General features: G+C 59.9%; 18 protein-coding genes. 8 read left to right on the top strand and 10 right to left on the bottom strand.

Annotation, left to right across the window (positions count from 1 at the left end; all coding sequences use genetic code 11):
* Nucleotides 1-63 precede the first annotated feature (63 nt).
* Together ACP7C6_RS00405 and ACP7C6_RS00400 are read left to right on the top strand one after the other, a co-directional pair.
* Entirely contained in the window at nucleotides 64-708 is a 645-nt protein-coding gene (locus ACP7C6_RS00405; protein WP_028616529.1) for a hypothetical protein, read from the top strand.
* A gap of 35 nt (nucleotides 709-743) precedes the next feature.
* The gene (locus tag ACP7C6_RS00400) at nucleotides 744-1,085 is read left to right on the top strand and encodes a hypothetical protein (protein ID WP_016977143.1); all 342 of its coding nucleotides are present in this window, start codon (nucleotides 744-746) and stop codon (nucleotides 1,083-1,085) included.
* Between the two features lie 13 nt (nucleotides 1,086-1,098).
* On the opposite strand, the gene ACP7C6_RS00395 is transcribed toward ACP7C6_RS00400, so the two are convergent.
* Nucleotides 1,099-1,845, bottom strand: a complete 747-nt coding sequence (locus ACP7C6_RS00395; RefSeq protein ID WP_028616528.1) for a creatininase family protein — start codon at nucleotides 1,843-1,845, stop codon at nucleotides 1,099-1,101.
* Between the two features lie 32 nt (nucleotides 1,846-1,877).
* Complete coding sequence (locus ACP7C6_RS00390; protein WP_028616527.1) at nucleotides 1,878-2,591, bottom strand: murein L,D-transpeptidase catalytic domain family protein; 714 nt, start codon at nucleotides 2,589-2,591, stop codon at nucleotides 1,878-1,880.
* Between the two features lie 39 nt (nucleotides 2,592-2,630).
* Here ACP7C6_RS00390 and ACP7C6_RS00385 point away from each other — a divergent pair, with 39 nt between their 5' ends.
* Nucleotides 2,631-4,226: a L,D-transpeptidase family protein gene (locus ACP7C6_RS00385; protein WP_028616526.1), complete on the top strand. Its 1,596-nt coding sequence runs from the start codon at nucleotides 2,631-2,633 to the stop codon at nucleotides 4,224-4,226.
* Between the two features lie 169 nt (nucleotides 4,227-4,395).
* Here the strand turns inward: ACP7C6_RS00385 and ACP7C6_RS00380 are convergent, their stop codons facing one another.
* Nucleotides 4,396-4,905, bottom strand: a complete 510-nt coding sequence (locus tag ACP7C6_RS00380) for an AAA family ATPase (RefSeq protein ID WP_426108033.1) — start codon at nucleotides 4,903-4,905, stop codon at nucleotides 4,396-4,398.
* Nucleotides 4,906-4,979: 74 nt separating this feature from the next.
* Here ACP7C6_RS00380 and dapF point away from each other — a divergent pair, with 74 nt between their 5' ends.
* Nucleotides 4,980-5,783: a diaminopimelate epimerase gene (dapF, locus tag ACP7C6_RS00375; RefSeq protein WP_028616524.1), complete on the top strand. Its 804-nt coding sequence runs from the start codon at nucleotides 4,980-4,982 to the stop codon at nucleotides 5,781-5,783.
* Here the strand turns inward: dapF and ACP7C6_RS00370 are convergent.
* The gene (locus tag ACP7C6_RS00370; protein ID WP_122814535.1) at nucleotides 5,771-6,913 is read right to left on the bottom strand and encodes a PAS domain-containing sensor histidine kinase; all 1,143 of its coding nucleotides are present in this window, start codon (nucleotides 6,911-6,913) and stop codon (nucleotides 5,771-5,773) included. The two genes, dapF and ACP7C6_RS00370, sit on opposite strands and share 13 nt — an antisense overlap.
* Nucleotides 6,903-7,718, bottom strand: coding sequence for an alpha/beta fold hydrolase (locus tag ACP7C6_RS00365; protein ID WP_426108030.1), 816 nt, complete (start codon nucleotides 7,716-7,718; stop codon nucleotides 6,903-6,905). The genes ACP7C6_RS00370 and ACP7C6_RS00365 overlap by 11 nt, the downstream gene beginning before the upstream one ends.
* Before the next feature lie 128 nt (nucleotides 7,719-7,846).
* Between ACP7C6_RS00365 and ACP7C6_RS00360 the strand changes: the two genes are divergently transcribed.
* Nucleotides 7,847-9,046: a TPM domain-containing protein gene (locus tag ACP7C6_RS00360; protein WP_028616521.1), complete on the top strand. Its 1,200-nt coding sequence runs from the start codon at nucleotides 7,847-7,849 to the stop codon at nucleotides 9,044-9,046.
* Between the two features lie 3 nt (nucleotides 9,047-9,049).
* On the opposite strand, the gene ACP7C6_RS00355 is transcribed toward ACP7C6_RS00360, so the two are convergent.
* The 4 genes from ACP7C6_RS00355 to ACP7C6_RS00340 form a co-directional block, all read right to left on the bottom strand.
* A complete protein-coding gene (locus ACP7C6_RS00355; protein ID WP_122684750.1) occupies nucleotides 9,050-9,892 on the bottom strand; it encodes a helix-turn-helix domain-containing protein in 843 nt (280 codons plus the stop codon).
* A gap of 65 nt (nucleotides 9,893-9,957) precedes the next feature.
* Nucleotides 9,958-11,376 (bottom strand): aminotransferase, encoded by a 1,419-nt coding sequence (locus ACP7C6_RS00350; RefSeq protein ID WP_028616519.1) that lies wholly within the window; start codon nucleotides 11,374-11,376, stop codon nucleotides 9,958-9,960.
* Nucleotides 11,377-11,401: 25 nt separating this feature from the next.
* On the bottom strand, nucleotides 11,402-12,502 hold the full coding sequence (locus ACP7C6_RS00345) for a polyamine ABC transporter substrate-binding protein (RefSeq protein ID WP_028616518.1): 1,101 nt from the start codon (nucleotides 12,500-12,502) through the stop codon (nucleotides 11,402-11,404).
* Between the two features lie 96 nt (nucleotides 12,503-12,598).
* Complete coding sequence (locus ACP7C6_RS00340; protein ID WP_068935867.1) at nucleotides 12,599-13,093, bottom strand: DUF1543 domain-containing protein; 495 nt, start codon at nucleotides 13,091-13,093, stop codon at nucleotides 12,599-12,601.
* A gap of 106 nt (nucleotides 13,094-13,199) precedes the next feature.
* On the opposite strand from ACP7C6_RS00340, the gene ACP7C6_RS00335 reads away from it, so the two are divergent.
* Nucleotides 13,200-14,021 carry an aldo/keto reductase gene (locus ACP7C6_RS00335; protein ID WP_122684752.1) on the top strand — a complete coding sequence of 274 codons (822 nt, stop codon included), beginning with the start codon at nucleotides 13,200-13,202 and terminating at the stop codon, nucleotides 14,019-14,021.
* Nucleotides 14,022-14,073: 52 nt separating this feature from the next.
* Here ACP7C6_RS00335 and ACP7C6_RS00330 read toward each other — a convergent pair whose 3' ends face one another.
* Nucleotides 14,074-14,589, bottom strand: a complete 516-nt coding sequence (locus ACP7C6_RS00330) for an Hcp family type VI secretion system effector (RefSeq protein WP_426108025.1) — start codon at nucleotides 14,587-14,589, stop codon at nucleotides 14,074-14,076.
* Between the two features lie 477 nt (nucleotides 14,590-15,066).
* On the opposite strand from ACP7C6_RS00330, the gene tssA reads away from it, so the two are divergent.
* Both tssA and tssB read left to right on the top strand, forming a co-directional pair.
* Complete coding sequence (gene tssA / locus ACP7C6_RS00325) at nucleotides 15,067-16,620, top strand: type VI secretion system protein TssA (protein ID WP_426108023.1); 1,554 nt, start codon at nucleotides 15,067-15,069, stop codon at nucleotides 16,618-16,620.
* Nucleotides 16,621-16,651: 31 nt separating this feature from the next.
* Nucleotides 16,652-17,149 (top strand): type VI secretion system contractile sheath small subunit, encoded by a 498-nt coding sequence (gene tssB, locus ACP7C6_RS00320; protein WP_028616514.1) that lies wholly within the window; start codon nucleotides 16,652-16,654, stop codon nucleotides 17,147-17,149.
* Nucleotides 17,150-17,169: the final 20 nt, after the last annotated feature.

Raw genomic sequence — 17,169 nt, 5'->3', positions numbered from 1 at the left:
GTTCTGTTTTTGCAGGAAAAGCGGAAAATCACCCCATCGAGACGCTGTTCAAGGAAATGCGCGATGAGGACGTTTATTCAGCTGGCGTTGATGGCTTTGATGCTTGGCACGGTTGCTATCAACAACGCGGCAATCGCCGATGATCTGCGTACGAGCCATTTGCTACCTATCAACGGTAGCGTAGACTCCCTGCAGCACGCGCAGTCGGTGGGTGTATTGCTGACTGACAGCACCCGCGACAACCTCAGCTACCTTGAACGCTACCACGACATGGCCTTGAATGGCGCCAAGGGTGCCCTCGACGGGCGTATCCGCCAGGCGTTCGTCAACAGCTCCGACCCGGAACTGGCCATCGATTGGTTGATGAGTTCGCTGCAGGGAACCTTTTTGTCGGTGACGGTCTACGACAACCTGGATGCCCTGGTGCTGGCTCACCCTGATGTGGTGGTGATGCTCGATACCCATAATCAACTGTTGACCCAGCGTAACGACCAGGTCGAGGCGCGTTTTATTGCGCGGTTCTATGATGCGAACCTGCAATACATCGCCAAGGCCGAAGGCTCGGTGCACAAGCAGGTGCCGTCGGTGTGGGTGCATGACCAGGCGGCGCCGGAAATTGCTGCGCAGATCGAGCAGCAGCGGGACGTGCAACTGGATGCCTTGAAGCAGTTCGATGCCTCGCTCAAGGCGTTGGTTCGTGCAGGTTGATGTGGACCTTTATTTTTTATAATCAGGAATTTTTCATGCGCGCTTTTTTCGCCCCGGCCTTGGCCTTTGCTTCTCTGATGTTGGCCGGTTGTGTTTCCGCCCCCAACGCTCCAACCCTGACCTTGCAGACCAGCAAAACGCCTGAAGCCTATGTGCAGTGCGTGCTGCCCAAGCTGGAAAAGCACAAGATCACCTCCACCGTGACGCAGAACTCGCGCCACGCCAAAGTGGTGTTGACCAGCAAGATTGCCGCCGATGATGTGCTGGAGGCCTACAAGTCCCAGGACGGCGGCAAGGTGTTCCTGTATGAGCGCAAGCCACTGGCGTCGACGATTACGCCGTCGCGGCTTGAGCTTGCTGCCAAGGAATGCCAATAATTTCGCGTATGGCCTAGGGCTTGGCTTCGTTGCTGAAGGCATTGACCGTCTTGACTAAACCCTGCGCCGCCAACGCCACCAGCTCCCCACCTTTCTCTACCGTCGCCAGCGCCGGGTCCGAGCCCATGCGTCCATCAGGGAAGCGCGCGCGGAAGTCCAGCGCTTCACGGATCGGCCCGGTATTGGCGATTTGCGGTGAATAATCAGCCGTCTTGATCGAGTCCGGATAGGCCCATTGGGTCACCGCAATCTCCGACGGCGTGGCATGGCTGCCATGGCCCACCGGGAATTGGCGTTGCGCCAGGTCATTCACGCCTTCCAGGTCCCACCAGTTCACCAGCTTCAACGCAAACCCGGCCGGGCGACGGGCGAAGCTGGCCTCGGCGTACAGCTCGGAAAACGCCGCTTCAATCGTGGCGATATTGCCGCCGTGGCCGTTCAGAAACAGGATCTTCTCGAAACCATGCCCGGCCAGCGAGCGCACCCAGTCGCCAATCGCGGCAATGAAGGTGGAAGGGCGCAGGGAAATGGTGCCGGGAAAACCCAGGTGATGCTGGGCCATGCCGATGTTAAAGGTGGGGCCGATCAGCAGATCGGCGTTCTTCTGCGCTTCATGGGCGATGATTTCCGGGCACATCCAGTCGGTGCCCAGCAGGCCGGTAGGGCCGTGCTGTTCGTTGGAACCGATGGGAATCACCACCGTGCGGCTGCGTTCCAGAAACTGCCCGATCTCGATCCAGGTGGAGTGGTGTAGAAGCATGCGTGGTTCTCTTCTTTATCTATGGGGACAGGCTATCCGCCACGGATTGTACGACTACTCGCCACCTGTTGGGGTTTGCAATTGAGGTAGGTCGAAGACTTCAACCAGCGCTGGTCGGGGTACCACGAAAACATGAACTGTCCATCCTTGAGCTTGTCCACCACTTGGCGCGCCACCTGCGGGCGCACTGCCGGGCAACCCTGGCTGCGGCCGATACGGCCTTCGCGCTTGCTCCACAAGGGGCTCACGTAGTCGGCGGCGTGAATCACGATGGCGCGGTCGCGGGCCTGGTCATTGAAACCCGGCTCCAGGCCGTCCATGCGCAGTGAATAGCCGTGGGTGCCCAGGTAGCTCTCCTGGGTGCGGAACAGTCCCAGGCTGGACTGGTGGCTGCCTTCGAGGTTGGAGAATTGGGTGGCGAAGTTTTCCCCGGATTTGGCGCCATGGGCTACCAAGTCGCGTAGCACCAGGGTTTTCTTGCGCAGATCGAAGATCCACAGCCGACGGGCGGTAGAAGGCTGGGAGTAGTCAATAACCGCTAGGCGCTCGGAACGTTCCTCGCCGTTATTGACCGCGCACTGCACCGCGTTCAGGGCGCTTTTGAGTACGGTGGGATTGAGTTCTGGAGCCGAGCGCGCCAGGCTGCTATACAAGTTAGGAGAGGTCTGGTTGGCGGCGAGCGCAAAATTGCTCAAGGCAGCCAACGCCACGGTCATCAAACCGAGGCGGCGCATGAAAGTCAGCATCTACGAAGTGTCCCCCGGTGTGGATTGGAGCCTGGTCAATTGTTCAAAAAACACGCATGTTACTTGAGCATTTGCCTGCTCGTTGCACCATTGGTCGCGACAGCCGACGCGCTGCCGGTCGAGCCGTTGCCGGTAACCACCCCGGCGCCGGTGGACCTGGCCCCCGTGCAACAGGCGTTGGCGCAACTGCCGAGTGTCTGCCCCGGCCTGGCGCCGCAGGTCGACGCCGCTGCCCAACTGCGCCTGCAAGCCTTCTATCAGCAGCAAGGCAATGTGCCGCTGTGGTCCGCCGATGAACGTCGACAAGCCCTGCAATCTCAGTTGCTGATGCTCGCCGATGACGGCCTGGACCCCACCCACTATAGCTTGCCTGCGCCGGATGCCACGGCAAACGTGCTGTGCAGCGATATCGCCAGCAGCCAGCATTATCTGCAAGCCCTGCAAGACCTGCATTACGGCCGCCTGCAACAATCGCGCTTCGAACCCCTGTGGCATTCCCAACCACCCACCCGCGACCCTAACGTTGAAGTGCTGGCGTTTGCCGCCACAGGCCTGCAAGACATGGCACAGGCATTCGACCAGGCGCGCCCCAGTGCCGATTTGTATCGCAGCTTGCGCAACGCCTATTCCACCGTGCGTCTGCAACCGTTGCCGCATTGGGACCCGGTTGCCGGTGGTCCGCTGTTGCGCCCCGGCATGGAAGACCCACGCGTGCCGGAGCTGGCGCGGCGCCTGGTCAGTGGTGGCTACCTGACCCAGGCACCTGGCGGCAAGCAGTACCGCGATGAACTGGTCAAGGCGGTCAAGGCCTTCCAGCTCAGCCACTCGTTGCAGGCCGACGGCGTGATCGGCGCCGGCACGGTGGCCGAATTGAACATCAGCCCGCTGGTCCGGCGCGAACAACTGCGCATCAACCTCGAACGCTTCCGCTGGCTGGCCCAGGACCTGGAGCCTGAAGGCGTGCTGGTCAACGTCGCCGCCGCGCAACTGAGCGTATACCAGAGCGGGATTCCGGTATGGCAAACCCGTTTGCAAGTGGGCCGTGCCGAACGCCAGACGCCGTTGCTCAAGTCGCGCATCACCCGCTTGACCCTCAACCCCACCTGGACCATCCCGCCCACCATCATGCGCGAGGACAAACTCCCGGCCATCCGCCTCAACCCCGAATACCTGCGCCAGCAAAACCTGCAAGTGCTTGACGCCGAGGGCCACCCGCTGGCGCCCGAGCAAATCGACTGGGCTCGCCCCGGCAATATCCTGCTGCGCCAGGAAGCCGGCCCGCGCAACCCACTGGGCAAGATCGTAATGCGTTTTCCCAACCCGTATTCGGTATACCTGCATGACACGCCGAGCCAGCCGCTGTTCACCAAAGGGCCGCGGGCGTTCAGTTCGGGGTGTGTGCGGGTCGAGCAGCCATTACTGCTGCGGGATTTGCTGGTGAGCCCAGCCGAGCGCACCCGCACCGATGAATTGCTGGCCACCGGCGTGACGCATGAATTCAGGTTGGCCACGCCGGTGCCGGTGCTGTTGAGTTATTGGACGGTGGAGGTCAATCGCGAGGGGGGGTTGGTGTATGCGCCAGATATCTATGGACGGGACCTGGTGTTGATGAAGGCGATGGGGACTGTGCTTTGAAGAGTGCTTCTGTAGTGAGCGGGCTTGTTGTGGTGAGCGGGCTTGCCCCGCGCTGGGTGGCGAAGCCGCCCTAAAACCAAACGCCGCATTCTGCCTGACAGAATGCGGCGTTTTTATTGGGGCGGCTTCGCCACCCAGCGCGGGGCAAGCCCGCTCACCACAGAGAGACTTAGTTCGCCATAGCGGTGAGGTCCGTCAAAATCGCCGCCATTGCCTGATCTGGCGACGTGAAGGCCGTGTCGACCGTCAGCGGTACTTCATCCCAGTCTTCGTACTCATGCGCCAACACTGACTCCCAGGTGGGTGGAACCAGGCCGGGAATATCCCCCGTTCGGGTTTCTACTCGCCGTCGATGTTCCTGCTGGTCAGAACAAATCACCCGAATATCCAATAGCGCCACACCCGCCATTGCCGCCGAGGTCTTCCACGCCTCCCGGCTTTCCTGGACCGGGTTCACACAGTCAGCCACCACCGTCTGCCCCAATCGCAGGTTGCTCAGCGCCAAGGCATTCGCCACCCCATAACCGCTGGCGCCCACGTCGCCCGCCAACACACCCGCATCACGGATTGCCTGCTCAATCACGTCGATGCGCAGGTACACCGCGCCGATCTGGCGTGCCAGTGCCTGGGCAAGGGTGGTTTTGCCGGTACCGGGCAGCCCGTTGAAGACAATTAACATGCGATGCTCTCGATAAGGTTGCGTGGGTTCAGGGTATCCTTCAGTTCCCCTGCAGGTCGACCACAGGACAGCCCATGCCCTTGCCGTTTGTAAAAATGCACGCTCATGGCGACGATTTCATCATCATCGACCGCCGAGGCCTGGACGATCCGATCACCGCGAAAATCGCCCGCCAACTCGGCAACCGCCACACCGGTATTGGTTTCAACCAACTGGCCGTGGTACTCGATTGTGACGACGCCGCCGCACGCATCAAGTTCTGGAACCCCAACGGCACGCCGCTGGCCACTTGCGGCAGTGCTACCCGTGGCGTCGCGGACCGCTTGATGCATGAGGCGGGCACGGACTCTGTGGTGCTGCGTACCGACCGTGGCTTGCTGATGTGTACGCGGACAGCGGGGCGGCAAGTGTCGGTGAACATGGGTGAGCCGTCGCTGGACTGGTCGGCCGTGCCGCTGGCCGAGGCCATGGATACCCGCACGCTGCCCATCGACGGCAACCCGGCGGCGTGCAGCATGGGCAACCCGCATTGCACGTTTTTCGTGGAAGACATCGCGGCTGTCGATATGGCAGCCGTGGGCCCGGCGCTGGAAATCCACCCGTTGTTCCCGGCCAAGACCAATGTGCATTTTGTGCAGGTGCTCGACCGTGGCCATATCCGCCTGCGCATCTGGGAGCGCGGCGGCGGCGTGCCGTTGGGCTCCGGTTCGTGCTGCTGTGGCGCGGTGGTCAATGGGATTCGTCGTGGACTGCTGGACGATACCGTCGAAGTGCAATGCGACGGCGGCACGGTAACTGTGCATTGGGCAGGCGAGGGCGGCGTAGTGCTGACGGGCAGCGTCGAACCGGTGATACAGGGCAGCGCCTACGTTGGCTGAAAGTTGACTGTAAACGTGGTGCCGCCCGTGGCACAGGAACTCACCGCCACATCGCCGCCATGCACTCTGGCCAACTCGCGAACGATATACAGGCCGAGGCCTACGCTGCGCACGTCACTGCCTTGGTCAGTGCCACGGGTCATAGGTTCGAACAGCTCGGTGAGCAAGGCTTCGGGGATGACCTTGCCGTGGTTGTGTACTGAAACCTCGCACCGACCCTGTCCCAACCGTGACGTGACGGTGATCGGCCGTTGCAGATCGCCATACGCCACGCTGTTCGCCACCAGGTTGCCAATGATCTGCTGCACGCGGTCGGCGTCCAGGCAAGCTTCGCCACTGCCCTCGGCGAGATGCACCAAGTTTGCCGCAGGAAACGCCACGCGCAGTTCATCCACGGCGCGATGAATCACCTCATGCAGGTCCAACGGCGCAGCCTTGATGGTGATGCCCTGGCCGACGCGCGCCTGGGTGAAGTCCAGCAGGTCGGCGATCATGCGCTGGGCACGCTCGGACGACTGGCCAATGTGCCCCAGCAGTTGGTGCTCCTTGGCGGTGCGTTCGCCTCGGTTGAGAAAATCCGAGGCCATGCGGATTGCCGTGAGCGGGTTCTTCAAGTCATGGCTGACAATCGCCACCATCTGCTCGGCAAACAGCGCTCGGCGCTGGGAAATGGCATAGGCGTCGCTCAATTCGGCCTGGGCCAGTTTGAGCGCAAGTTCGGTGGCGGTCTTTTCCTGCAACAGCGCTTCGGCGAAGTTGCGTGCATTGAGCAACTCGCGCTCGTACTTGTCGCGGTCGGTGGTGCCGAACAGCGCCAGGTCGTACAGCGTTCCGTCGTCCTGCTCGCGTTTGATGCCGTTGAGCAGGACGGTCAGCTTGTGGCCTTCGCGGTGCAGCATGTCGAGTTTGACTTCGGTGACGCTGCCACGCATGCGCAGCATCGGCGCCAGGTGGGTCTGGTGGAAGATCCGTCCGCCCATGGTCAGCAAGTCCTGGAAACGCTTGCCGCACAGCTCCGTCGTACTGAACCCCAGCCACTCGCTGAAGCGCGAATTGGCTTGCAGGATCGTGCCGTCCTCCGCCGTGACGGCGAGGGCGCAGGCGGCGCTGTCGAACAACTCAGCCGACATGGGAGACCGCCCACGGCGCCAGGAAGCGTTTCATAGCCTCCGCGCAGGCCTGCGGCGCGCTCATGTGGGGGCAATGACCGACGTTATCCACCAGGCGATAGGTACTGTTGGGCAACACGCTGTGCAGGTATTCGCCCACGGCCACGGGTGCGATCAGGTCGTCGCTCGATTGCAGGATCAGTACCGGAGTGGCCAGGCCGATCACGTCCTGGCGGTTGTCCGACATGAACGTCACCCGTGCAAATTGTTTGGCGATGGCCGGCTCAGTGCGGCAGAAACTCTCGGTCAGTTCTTCACCCAACGCGGGTTGGTCGGGCGCGCCCATGATCACCGGGGCCATGGCGCTGGACCAACCGAGGTAGTTGCTGTCGAGGGTATCGAGCAGGTCCTGGATATCCGCCAACTTGAAGCCGCCGACATAACCGTCTGCGTCGATATAGCGCGGCGAGGGGCCGATCATGACGTGGGCGGCGATCCGGCCGGGGGCGTGGCGGTCGGCGAGGGTGCCGATCATCGCGCTCACCGAATGGCTCACGAGGATCACCGGGCCCACGGCATACGCGTCGATAATCTCGTTCAAATCGCGCGCGTAACCGTCCAAGGTGCTGTATTTGGTCTTGTCGAATGCACTAAGGTCTGACAGGCCGGCGCCCACCAAGTCATACATCACTACGCGGAAGCGCTCGAAAAACTGCGGTGCCAGGTAGTTCCACATGGCCTGGTTGCAGCCGAAGCCGTGTGAAAACACCAGGGTCGAGCTGCCGTTGCCTTTCACTCTGATATTGTTGCGGTGGCGCAGATCCATGGGCTTCCTGACTGTGGCGTTTTGCTATGTATGGAGGGAGTTTAGATAGTCATCGGTGCGGGGTCACGCGATATAGCGCAGATAAGGTAAAGTCGCCGCCTTCAGGAAGAAACTTCAGGTAACAAAGCATGATGGCGATTCTGCGGCAGTCCGTCTTGAGTCTGGTGGCGCTGGTGTTTCTAGGCCTGCTGGGCACCGCCCAGGCGGACACTTCGCCGCTTGGCGTGGCCCTCGACCAACGGGTGATCGACCTCACCAACACTCTGGATGCCAGCACCACCACCCGTCTGAAAAACCAACTCGCCGATCTTGAGCAACGCAAGGGCTCGCAAGTGGCCGTGTTGCTGGTGCCCACCACCGGCGGCGCGAGCATCGAGGACTACGCCAACCAACTGTTCCGCGCCTGGAAGCTGGGACGCAAGGATGTCAATGACGGCATCCTGCTGGTGGTCGCCAAAGAAGACCGCAAGGTGCGTATCGAGGTGGGCTATGGCCTGGAAGGCACGGTCACAGATTTGCTCGCACACCGCATCATCGAAGAACACATCACCCCGGCCTTTCGCCAGGGGGATTTCGTCGGCGGTGTTTCCCAGGGCGTCAACGACCTGGTGGTACTGGTGGATGGCGGTGATTTGCCTAAAGCCACAGGGACAAGGGTCAATCCGCAGTTCATCGCAATCGCGCTGGCGTTTGTGCTAGGAGCCATTGGCGGCGTGCTGATGAGTGCTGGCAAACTGCGGTGGCGCCGCGCGTTGATTGCCGCGGTGGTTGCCACGTTGCTGCTAGTGATAGTGGGTGAGGGCCGCGACTGGGCGATGTTTCTGCTGGTGATGCCCCTGATCATGCTGATCGGCGGCGCGACCTTCGGCGCATTGTGGATGGCGCGCTCGGTGTTTTACGGCGTGATAGGGCTGCTGGTCTACATCCTGGGCTTGCTGGTGGTTGATCAGCGATATGCCGACGTCAACTTTATCCACTGGCTGGTATTTCCATTGGGTGCGCTGGTAGTTCTGGGGTTGTACCTGGTGCTGTTGGTGATCATGAAGGACGCCTGGAAGCAGAGCCGGGTGGGTTTTGTTGCGCGGCTGCTGGCAGCGGTGGGGGTGTATGTGGCAGCGGGCGTGCTGATGGAGCTCGGCCGTAATGGCTGGCTGTACGCATTCCCGATTGCCTCGTTTGCCGCGCTGTTCATCTTTGGCAAAACCAGCGGCGGGTCGGGGTCTTCGGGCGGTGGATCGAGTTCGAGCTCCAGCAGCTCCAGTTCCAGCAGCAGTTCCTCAGGGGGTGGTGGCTCCAGTGGCGGCGGTGGGGCGTCCGGCAGTTGGTAAACCCTACTGCTGCCGCGTCATCCAATCAATAAATAATGCAAACAGCTCCGCCTGGGAGTTGATGACCAACTTGGTGTACACATGCTTGCGATGCATGCGCACCGTCTCCGGCGAAATCCCCAGCACTTGCGCTGCCGACTTCACCGAGTGCCCCCGCAGGATCAAGTGCGCAATTTCGCGCTCACGCACTGTCAGCAGCCCACTGCCAAACCCCATGAAGGCTGCTTCAATCTGTTGATGTGCGCGGGTTTGACTGAAGGCTGGGTCGCCCACCACCTTGTCCAACCCACCCGTGGTGCCAAACCGGTGCAACAGCGCGCGGATCACCGGGTGGGCAGAGCGCTGCACGGCCAGTTGCGCATCGCTGAATTGGCCGGCGCTGAGTCCCTGGAACATGCACAGGGAAATCTTGCTGCGTGGGCACAGGTCAACGATGTGGTAACTCTCCAGGGCACCGCCGCTGCGCAGGTAATAGGTCTTGTAGTACTCACTGTTGAAAAAATCATCCGGCGCGATTTGCGCCAACGAGTAGAAGCCTTCCGCCAAGCCTTTATCGACTGCCAGACAGAAGGGGTCCAACTGGTAGCCACGGGAAAAGTAGCGATGGATGATCTCGTCCTGATGCTCCCGTGGGATGCCTTGCTGATAGAGCAGGCGTGGCGCCTGGCCCTGGCGCTCCAGGCTGATCATCATCGATTCGATGGGACACAGGGCACACAGCGCGGCGGCGAGGTACTCGAGGAATCGGGCTTCATCGACCTGGATAAACGCCTGGGCCAAGGCGTCGTGCCAGGTTTCGAGTGCCTGGGGGCCGAGGGCAGTGGGCTGATCGATCGATGCGTTCATGCGGGCCAGTCTACCCGCCGGCCAGCGTCCCGGCAAAAACCTCGAAACAGGCTCGGCGTTGCGGCTCATCGTCCCTGGTAGTCGCCGCTCTGGCGAAGTTCGGTCGCAGTGTCGAGAATGCACTGGCGCAGGGTTTCGACCACCTCGTCCACTTGCGCGTGGGTGATGATCAGCGGCGGCGACATCACGTTCAAATGCCCGATAGGGCGTACCAGCAAACCTTTTGCCTGGGCCCGTAGGTGGATGCGTTCGCCAATGTTCACCGCATCCGGCAACAGTGCCTTGGTGTGTTTATCGGCGACAAACTCTATACAGGCCATCAGGCGCTGACTGCGAATATCGCCTACCAGCGGCAGTCCGGCCAGGGTTTGCAGGCGCTGCTCCAGGTAGGTGCCCACATCCTCGACATGGGCCAGCAGGTTCTCGCGCTCAATGATCTCGATGTTCTTCAGCGCTGCCACGCAACTGACAGGATGGCCACTGTAAGTGAACCCATGGGTGAAGCAGCGGCCCTTGCCCGGCTCGCCGATCACCTGCCAGATCTGCTCCGAAAAAATGCACGCGCCCAACGGCAGATAGCCGGAAGTCAGGCCCTTCGCGGTAGTGATGATGTCCGGCTGCATGCCAAAGACGTCCTTGGAAGCAAAAAATGCGCCCAGGCGTCCGAATGAGGTGACCACTTCATCGGCGACATACAGCAGGTCGTAGCGTTGGCAGATTTGCCACATCCGCTGGTGGTAGCCCTCGGGTGGAATGATCACGCCACCGGAGCCCATGATGGGTTCGGCAAAGAATGCGGCCACGTTGTCCGGGCCGAGGGTCAGGATCTTGTCTTCGAACTCATTCACCAGGAAGTCGAGAAAGTCCGCTTCGCTCATCCCTTCCGGAGCCCGGTAGTAATTGGGGCAGGAGATGTGGTGAAACAGGTCGCTCATGAAATCGAATTCCGGCGCCCGGTCCGCGGCCTTGTTGCCGATGGACATCGTCAGGAATGTCGAGCCGTGATAGGCACTGAAGCGCGAGATGATGTGTTTCTTGGCCGGTTTGCCACGGCTGTTCTGGTAGAACTGCACCAGTCGATACGCCGTATCCACCGCTGTGGACCCTCCAGTCGTCAGGAACACATGATTAAGATCGCCTGGGGCCAGGCTTGCCAACTTGGCGCACAGTTCGATGGCTGTCACGTTGGCCATGTCGCAAAACGGGTTGGAGTAGGCCAGTTGGCGCACCTGATTGGCGATGGCGTCGGCCATTTCCTCGCGGCCGAGGCCAATATTCGTACACCACATGCCGCCCACCGCGTCCAAGTAGCGATTGCCGTGGGTGTCATAGATATAAGCGCCATCTCCTGCGGCGATATTCAATGAGCCCTGTTCACGGTGTTCGTCGAACATATGAAAACCGTGCATGTAGTGGGCTTTGTCGGCAGCGTCCAGTTGGTTGTGGTTGAACTGGGCGAAGAATTCAGGATTGGGCAGAGTCATGGCGTTTACCTTCAAAGGCTGGGAGTCATTTGCCGGTCTTGACGGCGTTCCACGTACGGGTGATCAGGCGCACGGCAGCCGGCGGCTGGCTTTGCTGGGTGAACAGGCGTTGCATCGTCTCCGGGTCCGGGTAGATAGCCGGGTTGTCGCGGATATCGGCGTTGACCAGCGGCTTGGACGCCAGGTTGCTATTGGCGTAGTGGATGGTGTTGCTGACGCCGGCGATGGTGCCGGGTTGCAGGAGAAATTCGATGAACTTATGGGCATTGGCGACATGGGGGGCGTCGATGGGAATGTAGAAGTTGTCGAACCAGATCAACGAGCCTTCTTTGGGAATGAAGTAGTCCAGCTTGATAGTGGCGCCGGCTTCCGTCGCCCGTGCCTGGGAGGTGGCGTAGTCGCCTGACCACGTGGTTGCCAGGCACAGGTCACCATTGGCCAGGCCATTGATGAAACCGCTGGAGTCGAATTTGCGAATGTACGGCCGTACGGCCATCAGCACGTCCTGAGCAGCCTTCAAGTCTTTTGGCGCGACGCTGTTGGGGTCCAGACCGAGGTAGGTCAGGGCCAGGGGAATCATGTCGGTGGGGGAGTCCATGAAGGTGATGCCGCAGTCGGCAAATTTCGACACGATTTTGGGATCGAAGATCATCGCCAGGGAGCCGAGCGGGGCGTTCGGCATACGCGCCTTGATCATGTCGACGTTGTAGGTCACACCATTGCTGCCCCAGGTGTAGGGCGCGGAATAGGTGACGCCAGGGTCGTGGGCTTGCAGGCTTTTCAGCACCAAAGGGTCAAGGTTCTTCCAGTCGGGTAACTGGGACTTGTCCAGTGGCTGGAAGACTCCGCCCTTGATCAGCAGCGGCACCAGGGAGGCGTTGAGGAGGGCCAGGTCATATCCGGAACGCCCGGACAGCAGCTTGCCCTGCACGGTTTCGTAGGAATCGTAAGTGTCGTAGATCACCTTGATACCCGTGGCTTTCTCGAAATCGGCCAGGGTGGTATCACCGATGTAGTCTGCCCAGTTGTAGATGCGCAAGGTATTGCCTGGGTCGTCGGCGGCCTGAGTCAAGGTGGAGGTGGCAAGCAGTAGAGCGCTGGACAGAGCGATAAAGGCTTTACGCATGGGGCCCACCTTGAGTTGTGCTTGTTATCAGTCTGAGGGACTGATTGCACTGTCAGGCAGATAGCCGGTGGGCGCCATACCCCGTTCGGGTAGGGTTCAGCTCAGGACGATGTAGTCGTTCTGCTGCAGTATTGGCCGGTGCGTGCCCTGCACCAAGTGGATATAGCGACCGTCCACCAGGTCGATGGGCAGGCAGTCGTCGATGTCCAGCACTCCATCGGTGTGGGCTTGGGACCATTGGCGCCGCGTGTGTTGTTTGCCTTTGCTCATGGCCTCCTGTTTGTTACGGGCTACCACCAGCAGGTAGTGATGGGCTTCACCAAAGCTGTTGGCTTCGTAACCGCCAAGGTTGATGAAGTAGAGGTGAGGCGCGCCAGCCGCCGGGGCCAGATGGCTGAGTTCGACTCTCCAACCGTCCACGCCCTCTACTGCCATCCAAGAATCGATATGTACGCCCTTGGGGCTGCCGAACCAGTCGGCGCGTAGTTGCGGGTAGGTCGCTTCCAGCGTGTCCGCCACAGCGAACACCACATCGTGAACTTCAATCTTTGCTCGTGGGTGTTTGCCCCCGAGCATGACGACAAACAGCATTGCAGATTCTTCCTGGCGACTTGACAGAGGCTAACCTTACTTCGATTGAACCCTTTTGTCCGGTCAATGCCAGACTGTTAATCCGCGAACTCATCAGGAGGTTGTCATGCGTACCATTGATCTGGCGGGTGTTCCCGTCCCTGTTATCGGCCAGGGAACCTGGCGCATGGGCGAAAACCCCGACCAGCACCGCGCCGAAGTCGCCGCGCTGCAATTGGGTATTGACGAGGGTATGACCTTGATTGACACCGCCGAAATGTATGGCGAGGGCGGCGCTGAAAGCGTCGTTGGAGAAGCGATTCGAGGCAGGCGCGACCAGGTGTTTCTGGTGAGCAAGGTCTACCCGCACAATGCCAGCCACAAGGGCGTGCCCCGCGCCTGTGAAGCCAGCCTCCAGCGCCTGGGCACGGACTATATAGACCTCTATCTGTTGCACTGGCGTGGCCAGCACCCCCTTGAGGAAACTGTCGAAGCGTTTGAACGCCTGCGCGAAGCCGGAAAGATCGGCCGCTGGGGCGTCTCCAATTTCGATGTGGCCGACCTGCAGGAACTTGCATCCCCGGCCTGCGCTACCAATCAGGTGCTCTACAACATCGATGAGCGCGGCATCGAATTCGACCTGCTGCCCTGGTGGCAACAGCACCACTTGCCCTTGATGGCGTACTGCCCGATCGCCCAGGGCGGTGAGCTGTTGTCCAGCCCGACCCTCAAGCAGATCGCCCGTCGCCATGAGGTCACACCTGCGCAGGTCGCCCTGGCCTGGGTGTTGCGCCATGACGGCGTGATCGCAATTCCCAAAGCCGTCACGCCGGAGCATGTGCGACTCAACGCAGCCGCCGCCAAATTGGTGCTGGATGAACACGACCTGGACGCAATTGATCGCGTGTTTGGCGCACCCAAGCGCAAGCACCCTTTGGCGATGGTTTAGCCAACCGTCAGGAGCGGCGCCTTCCTTGGCACCGTTCCCGGGCTAATCCGGGTTAACCGGCAACCGGGCTGCGCCAGTAATCGGACCCGGAAGTGCCAGACACTTCGTGGGTCCACACGATCTTGCGGTAGGTGAAGTACACATCCTCCAGATGGGTGAAGTGGGCGTTGTCCGGGTCCTGGCAGTTGGGCATGCGTGATTGGATGTCCACGATGGTGGCGCCCTCCAGTTCAATCGTGAAGTAGTGCTCCTGTGTGCCGGCCGACGAGGTGCGCAGCCACTCCAACCGGCACTTGACCTCTTCGCCGCTGGTCAACGCACTGAACAGCAATGGTGAGGACTTATCGAAGACTTTGCTGATCATCATGGGCTTATGCACCCTCTGGCCCGTTGGTTGGCCGGATTGAGGGTCGCGCGGAATGATCACCTGATGAGAAAACGCCTGGACCAGGATCTGGTCCTCATGGCCTTCCTGATAAATGTTACCTACCGAGTCCTGGGTAAACGTGCCTGCCGTGATCAAACCTTGTTTGACGCCGGTGACGGAGAGATACGCGGGTGTTGGCATGACGGGTTTCCTTGTCTGATTGAAGGGGTAGTCCCACCGATAAATGCAGCGGATGGGACTTTGCCTATTACAAGAAGCGTGCCTGAAAGTGTGTGGGGTAATGATTGTTAGGGTTAGGCTGTATATAAGTTAGGGTTGTTGAGCAGTCAGGGTATGTTTGGTGGGTTTAAATTGGTTTTTCTTGCGCATTACTGCGCACTTAGTTGCTCAGTTGAGACTTTATTTGAATGGCTGGCTTGTAATGTCAATCCGAACGAGCGGGGATGATTGACTGCGCAAAATGCTGCGCAGTGGCTGATTTAAGGGGTTTGTAGGAAAAGGATTAACTATTATTTCGTCGCTTGCTGAATGTTTTAGGCGTAGCTAAGGTTCTGGAGCTTTGCAGGGATTCCTGCAAGGTTTAGATGGCTTTCTGCTGCGCACTTTACGTGTGGTTAGTTGGCTGGTCCTGTCTTGGTTAGTTGCGCCTGGTGTGAAATGTCTTATTCGGACACGCTGTGTGATCATTATCTTGAAGTTGCCAGGTCGCCCTGTGCGCAATCGAGTTTTGCGGGCAGCGATATGCGCTTTTCGAGTGAATATGAATGCCTGGAATCCGAGTTGGCAAAGGCGCAATCGATTCATGGCGGCAGCCAGCCCGATTGGCGCAAGGTCCTGGAAACCAGCGAGCTAATGTTGCGACATCAGTCCAAGGATCTGCGCTCGGCCGTCTGGCTGACCTGGGCGTTGCACCAGTGCGAGTCCTATACAGGCCTGCTAGCCGGGCTCGGATTACTGCGTTATCTCTGCGAGCACCATTGGTCGGTGGTCTACCCCGAAAAACTGCGTACTCGCGGTGCGTCATTTGCTTGGTTGGTACTGCGTCTCGAACCTCTGTTTACGCAAGGCCTGCCCCTGCAGAGCCAGCAGCCCTTGTTTCGTGCAGTACTTGAGCAACTGGTTTGCCTCGATGAGGTATGGACCAGGCACTTGGGAGATGAGGCGCCTTTGCTGCTGCCGATCCGCAGGCAATTGGCTCAGCGGCTGGAGCTGGCTGTTCAGGACCATGCTCCGGCGGCAGGGATGAGCGGTGTCATAGCGCAGGTCAGGCACGCGACCAGCCAACTACTCAAACCTGAAGCGGTCGTGGACAACGAAAAAGACGCCAACAAATTGCTACGCACTCTGCAGGAGCAGGCCCGCTCCTTGTGTGCCTGGTGGTTGCGTCAGAACGCCACCGATCTGCGTGCCTTGCGCCTCAACCGAACGTTGAACTGGCTCGTACTGAGCGGGTATCCGGATGCCGACAGCGAGCGGATTACCGCCTTGCGCGGGCCTGCGCCTGACAAGCTCAAACGTTATCAGGAGCGTTTTGCTCAGGGGCATTACGCCGACCTGATACTGGAACTCGAAACCAGTCTCGCCGGCGCGATGTTCTGGTTCGACGGACTGCATATGCTCTGGCAATGCCTGGACGCCTTGCAGGCGGAACAGGCCATGACTGAGTTGGAAGTGACCTTCGCCTTGCTGCTGCAACGTCTGCCGGACCTGCCGTCGTTCTGTTTTCACGACGGCATTCCTTTTGCCGATGCCGCCAGCCGTGACTGGATCACGCAGCAGGTCAGCCGTCGTCTGCAAATACCCGAACCAGCCGCAGTGATGATTGATGCCGAAGCCGAGCCTTGGGAGATCGCCTTGCAGGCAGTGGCACCCCGGTTGCGAAAGGACGGGCTCAAAGCCGCAATCCATGAACTCAAAAAAGGCATGTATGCCGCTCGCAGCGAGCGCGCGCGATTTCATTGGCGGCTTGCCCAGGCGAGGCTGTGTGTACAAGCCGGCAAGCACGAGCTGGCGAAGATCCAGCTCGAACATCTGGACCACGAACTGCAACACACAGGTCTTGAACGTTGGGAGCCGGAACTGGCCCTTCAGGTAACCCAGCTTCTGTATCGCTGTTGTGATCTGTTGCCACAAAACCACGCCGTGCTAGAGCGCAAGGAAGACACCCACCGCAGGCTGTGCCTCTTCGATCTGGAAGCGGTACTTGAATAGGCTTTCGAGCCACTGAGTAAGGAGAAACACCATGGCCAAAGAAGGTTCGGTCGCCCCCAAGGAACGTATCAACATCACTTTCAAGCCCGCCTTGGGCGGTGCGCAGGAAGAGGTCGAACTGCCGTTGAAACTGTTGGTGCTGGGCGATTTCACCCAGCGTGAAGATGTGCGCAAGCTCGAAGATCGAAAGCCTATTGCGATCGACAAGAACACCCTGGATGACGTGTTGGCCAAACAGGCATTGAGCCTGACGCTGAACGTGCCTAACCGTCTGCAGGAGGATGCGGGTGTTGAGGAATTGGCCATTCAGGTACGCATTAATTCCATGAAGGATTTCAATCCGGCGAACCTGGTAGAGCAGGTTCCCGAACTGCAAAAGCTGATGGCGTTGCGCGAGGCACTCATGGCGCTCAAAGGACCATTGGGCAACACGCCGAGCTTTCGCAAAGCTATCGAACAGGCCCTCGCCGATGACGATTCCCGTGCTCGGGTATTGGCTGAGCTGGGACTGGATACACCTGACGCCTGACATTTTTCAGTAAAAGGACA

This window comes from Pseudomonas sp. TWR1-1-4, assembly GCF_049897165.1.
GTDB classification, from domain to species: domain Bacteria; phylum Pseudomonadota; class Gammaproteobacteria; order Pseudomonadales; family Pseudomonadaceae; genus Aquipseudomonas; species Aquipseudomonas canadensis.
This window is presented reverse-complemented; position numbering and strand designations above follow the sequence as displayed.

Bases quoted from the DNA above. Each gene is read 5' to 3' on its own strand.
- ACP7C6_RS00405 (WP_028616529.1), top strand. From the start codon at position 64: ATGAGGACGTTTATTCAGCTGGCGTTGATGGCTTTGATGCTTGGCACG.
- ACP7C6_RS00400 (WP_016977143.1), top strand. From the start codon at position 744: ATGCGCGCTTTTTTCGCCCCGGCCTTGGCCTTTGCTTCTCTGATGTTG.
- ACP7C6_RS00395 (WP_028616528.1), bottom strand. From the start codon at position 1,845: ATGCTTCTACACCACTCCACCTGGATCGAGATCGGGCAGTTTCTGGAA.
- ACP7C6_RS00390 (WP_028616527.1), bottom strand. From the start codon at position 2,591: ATGCTGACTTTCATGCGCCGCCTCGGTTTGATGACCGTGGCGTTGGCT.
- ACP7C6_RS00380 (WP_426108033.1), bottom strand. From the start codon at position 4,905: ATGTTAATTGTCTTCAACGGGCTGCCCGGTACCGGCAAAACCACCCTT.
- dapF (WP_028616524.1), top strand. From the start codon at position 4,980: ATGCCCTTGCCGTTTGTAAAAATGCACGCTCATGGCGACGATTTCATC.
- ACP7C6_RS00370 (WP_122814535.1), bottom strand. From the start codon at position 6,913: ATGTCGGCTGAGTTGTTCGACAGCGCCGCCTGCGCCCTCGCCGTCACG.
- ACP7C6_RS00365 (WP_426108030.1), bottom strand. From the start codon at position 7,718: ATGGATCTGCGCCACCGCAACAATATCAGAGTGAAAGGCAACGGCAGC.
- ACP7C6_RS00360 (WP_028616521.1), top strand. From the start codon at position 7,847: ATGATGGCGATTCTGCGGCAGTCCGTCTTGAGTCTGGTGGCGCTGGTG.
- ACP7C6_RS00355 (WP_122684750.1), bottom strand. From the start codon at position 9,892: ATGAACGCATCGATCGATCAGCCCACTGCCCTCGGCCCCCAGGCACTC.
- ACP7C6_RS00350 (WP_028616519.1), bottom strand. From the start codon at position 11,376: ATGACTCTGCCCAATCCTGAATTCTTCGCCCAGTTCAACCACAACCAA.
- ACP7C6_RS00345 (WP_028616518.1), bottom strand. From the start codon at position 12,502: ATGCGTAAAGCCTTTATCGCTCTGTCCAGCGCTCTACTGCTTGCCACC.
- ACP7C6_RS00340 (WP_068935867.1), bottom strand. From the start codon at position 13,093: ATGCTGTTTGTCGTCATGCTCGGGGGCAAACACCCACGAGCAAAGATT.
- ACP7C6_RS00335 (WP_122684752.1), top strand. From the start codon at position 13,200: ATGCGTACCATTGATCTGGCGGGTGTTCCCGTCCCTGTTATCGGCCAG.
- ACP7C6_RS00330 (WP_426108025.1), bottom strand. From the start codon at position 14,589: ATGCCAACACCCGCGTATCTCTCCGTCACCGGCGTCAAACAAGGTTTG.
- tssA (WP_426108023.1), top strand. From the start codon at position 15,067: ATGTCTTATTCGGACACGCTGTGTGATCATTATCTTGAAGTTGCCAGG.
- tssB (WP_028616514.1), top strand. From the start codon at position 16,652: ATGGCCAAAGAAGGTTCGGTCGCCCCCAAGGAACGTATCAACATCACT.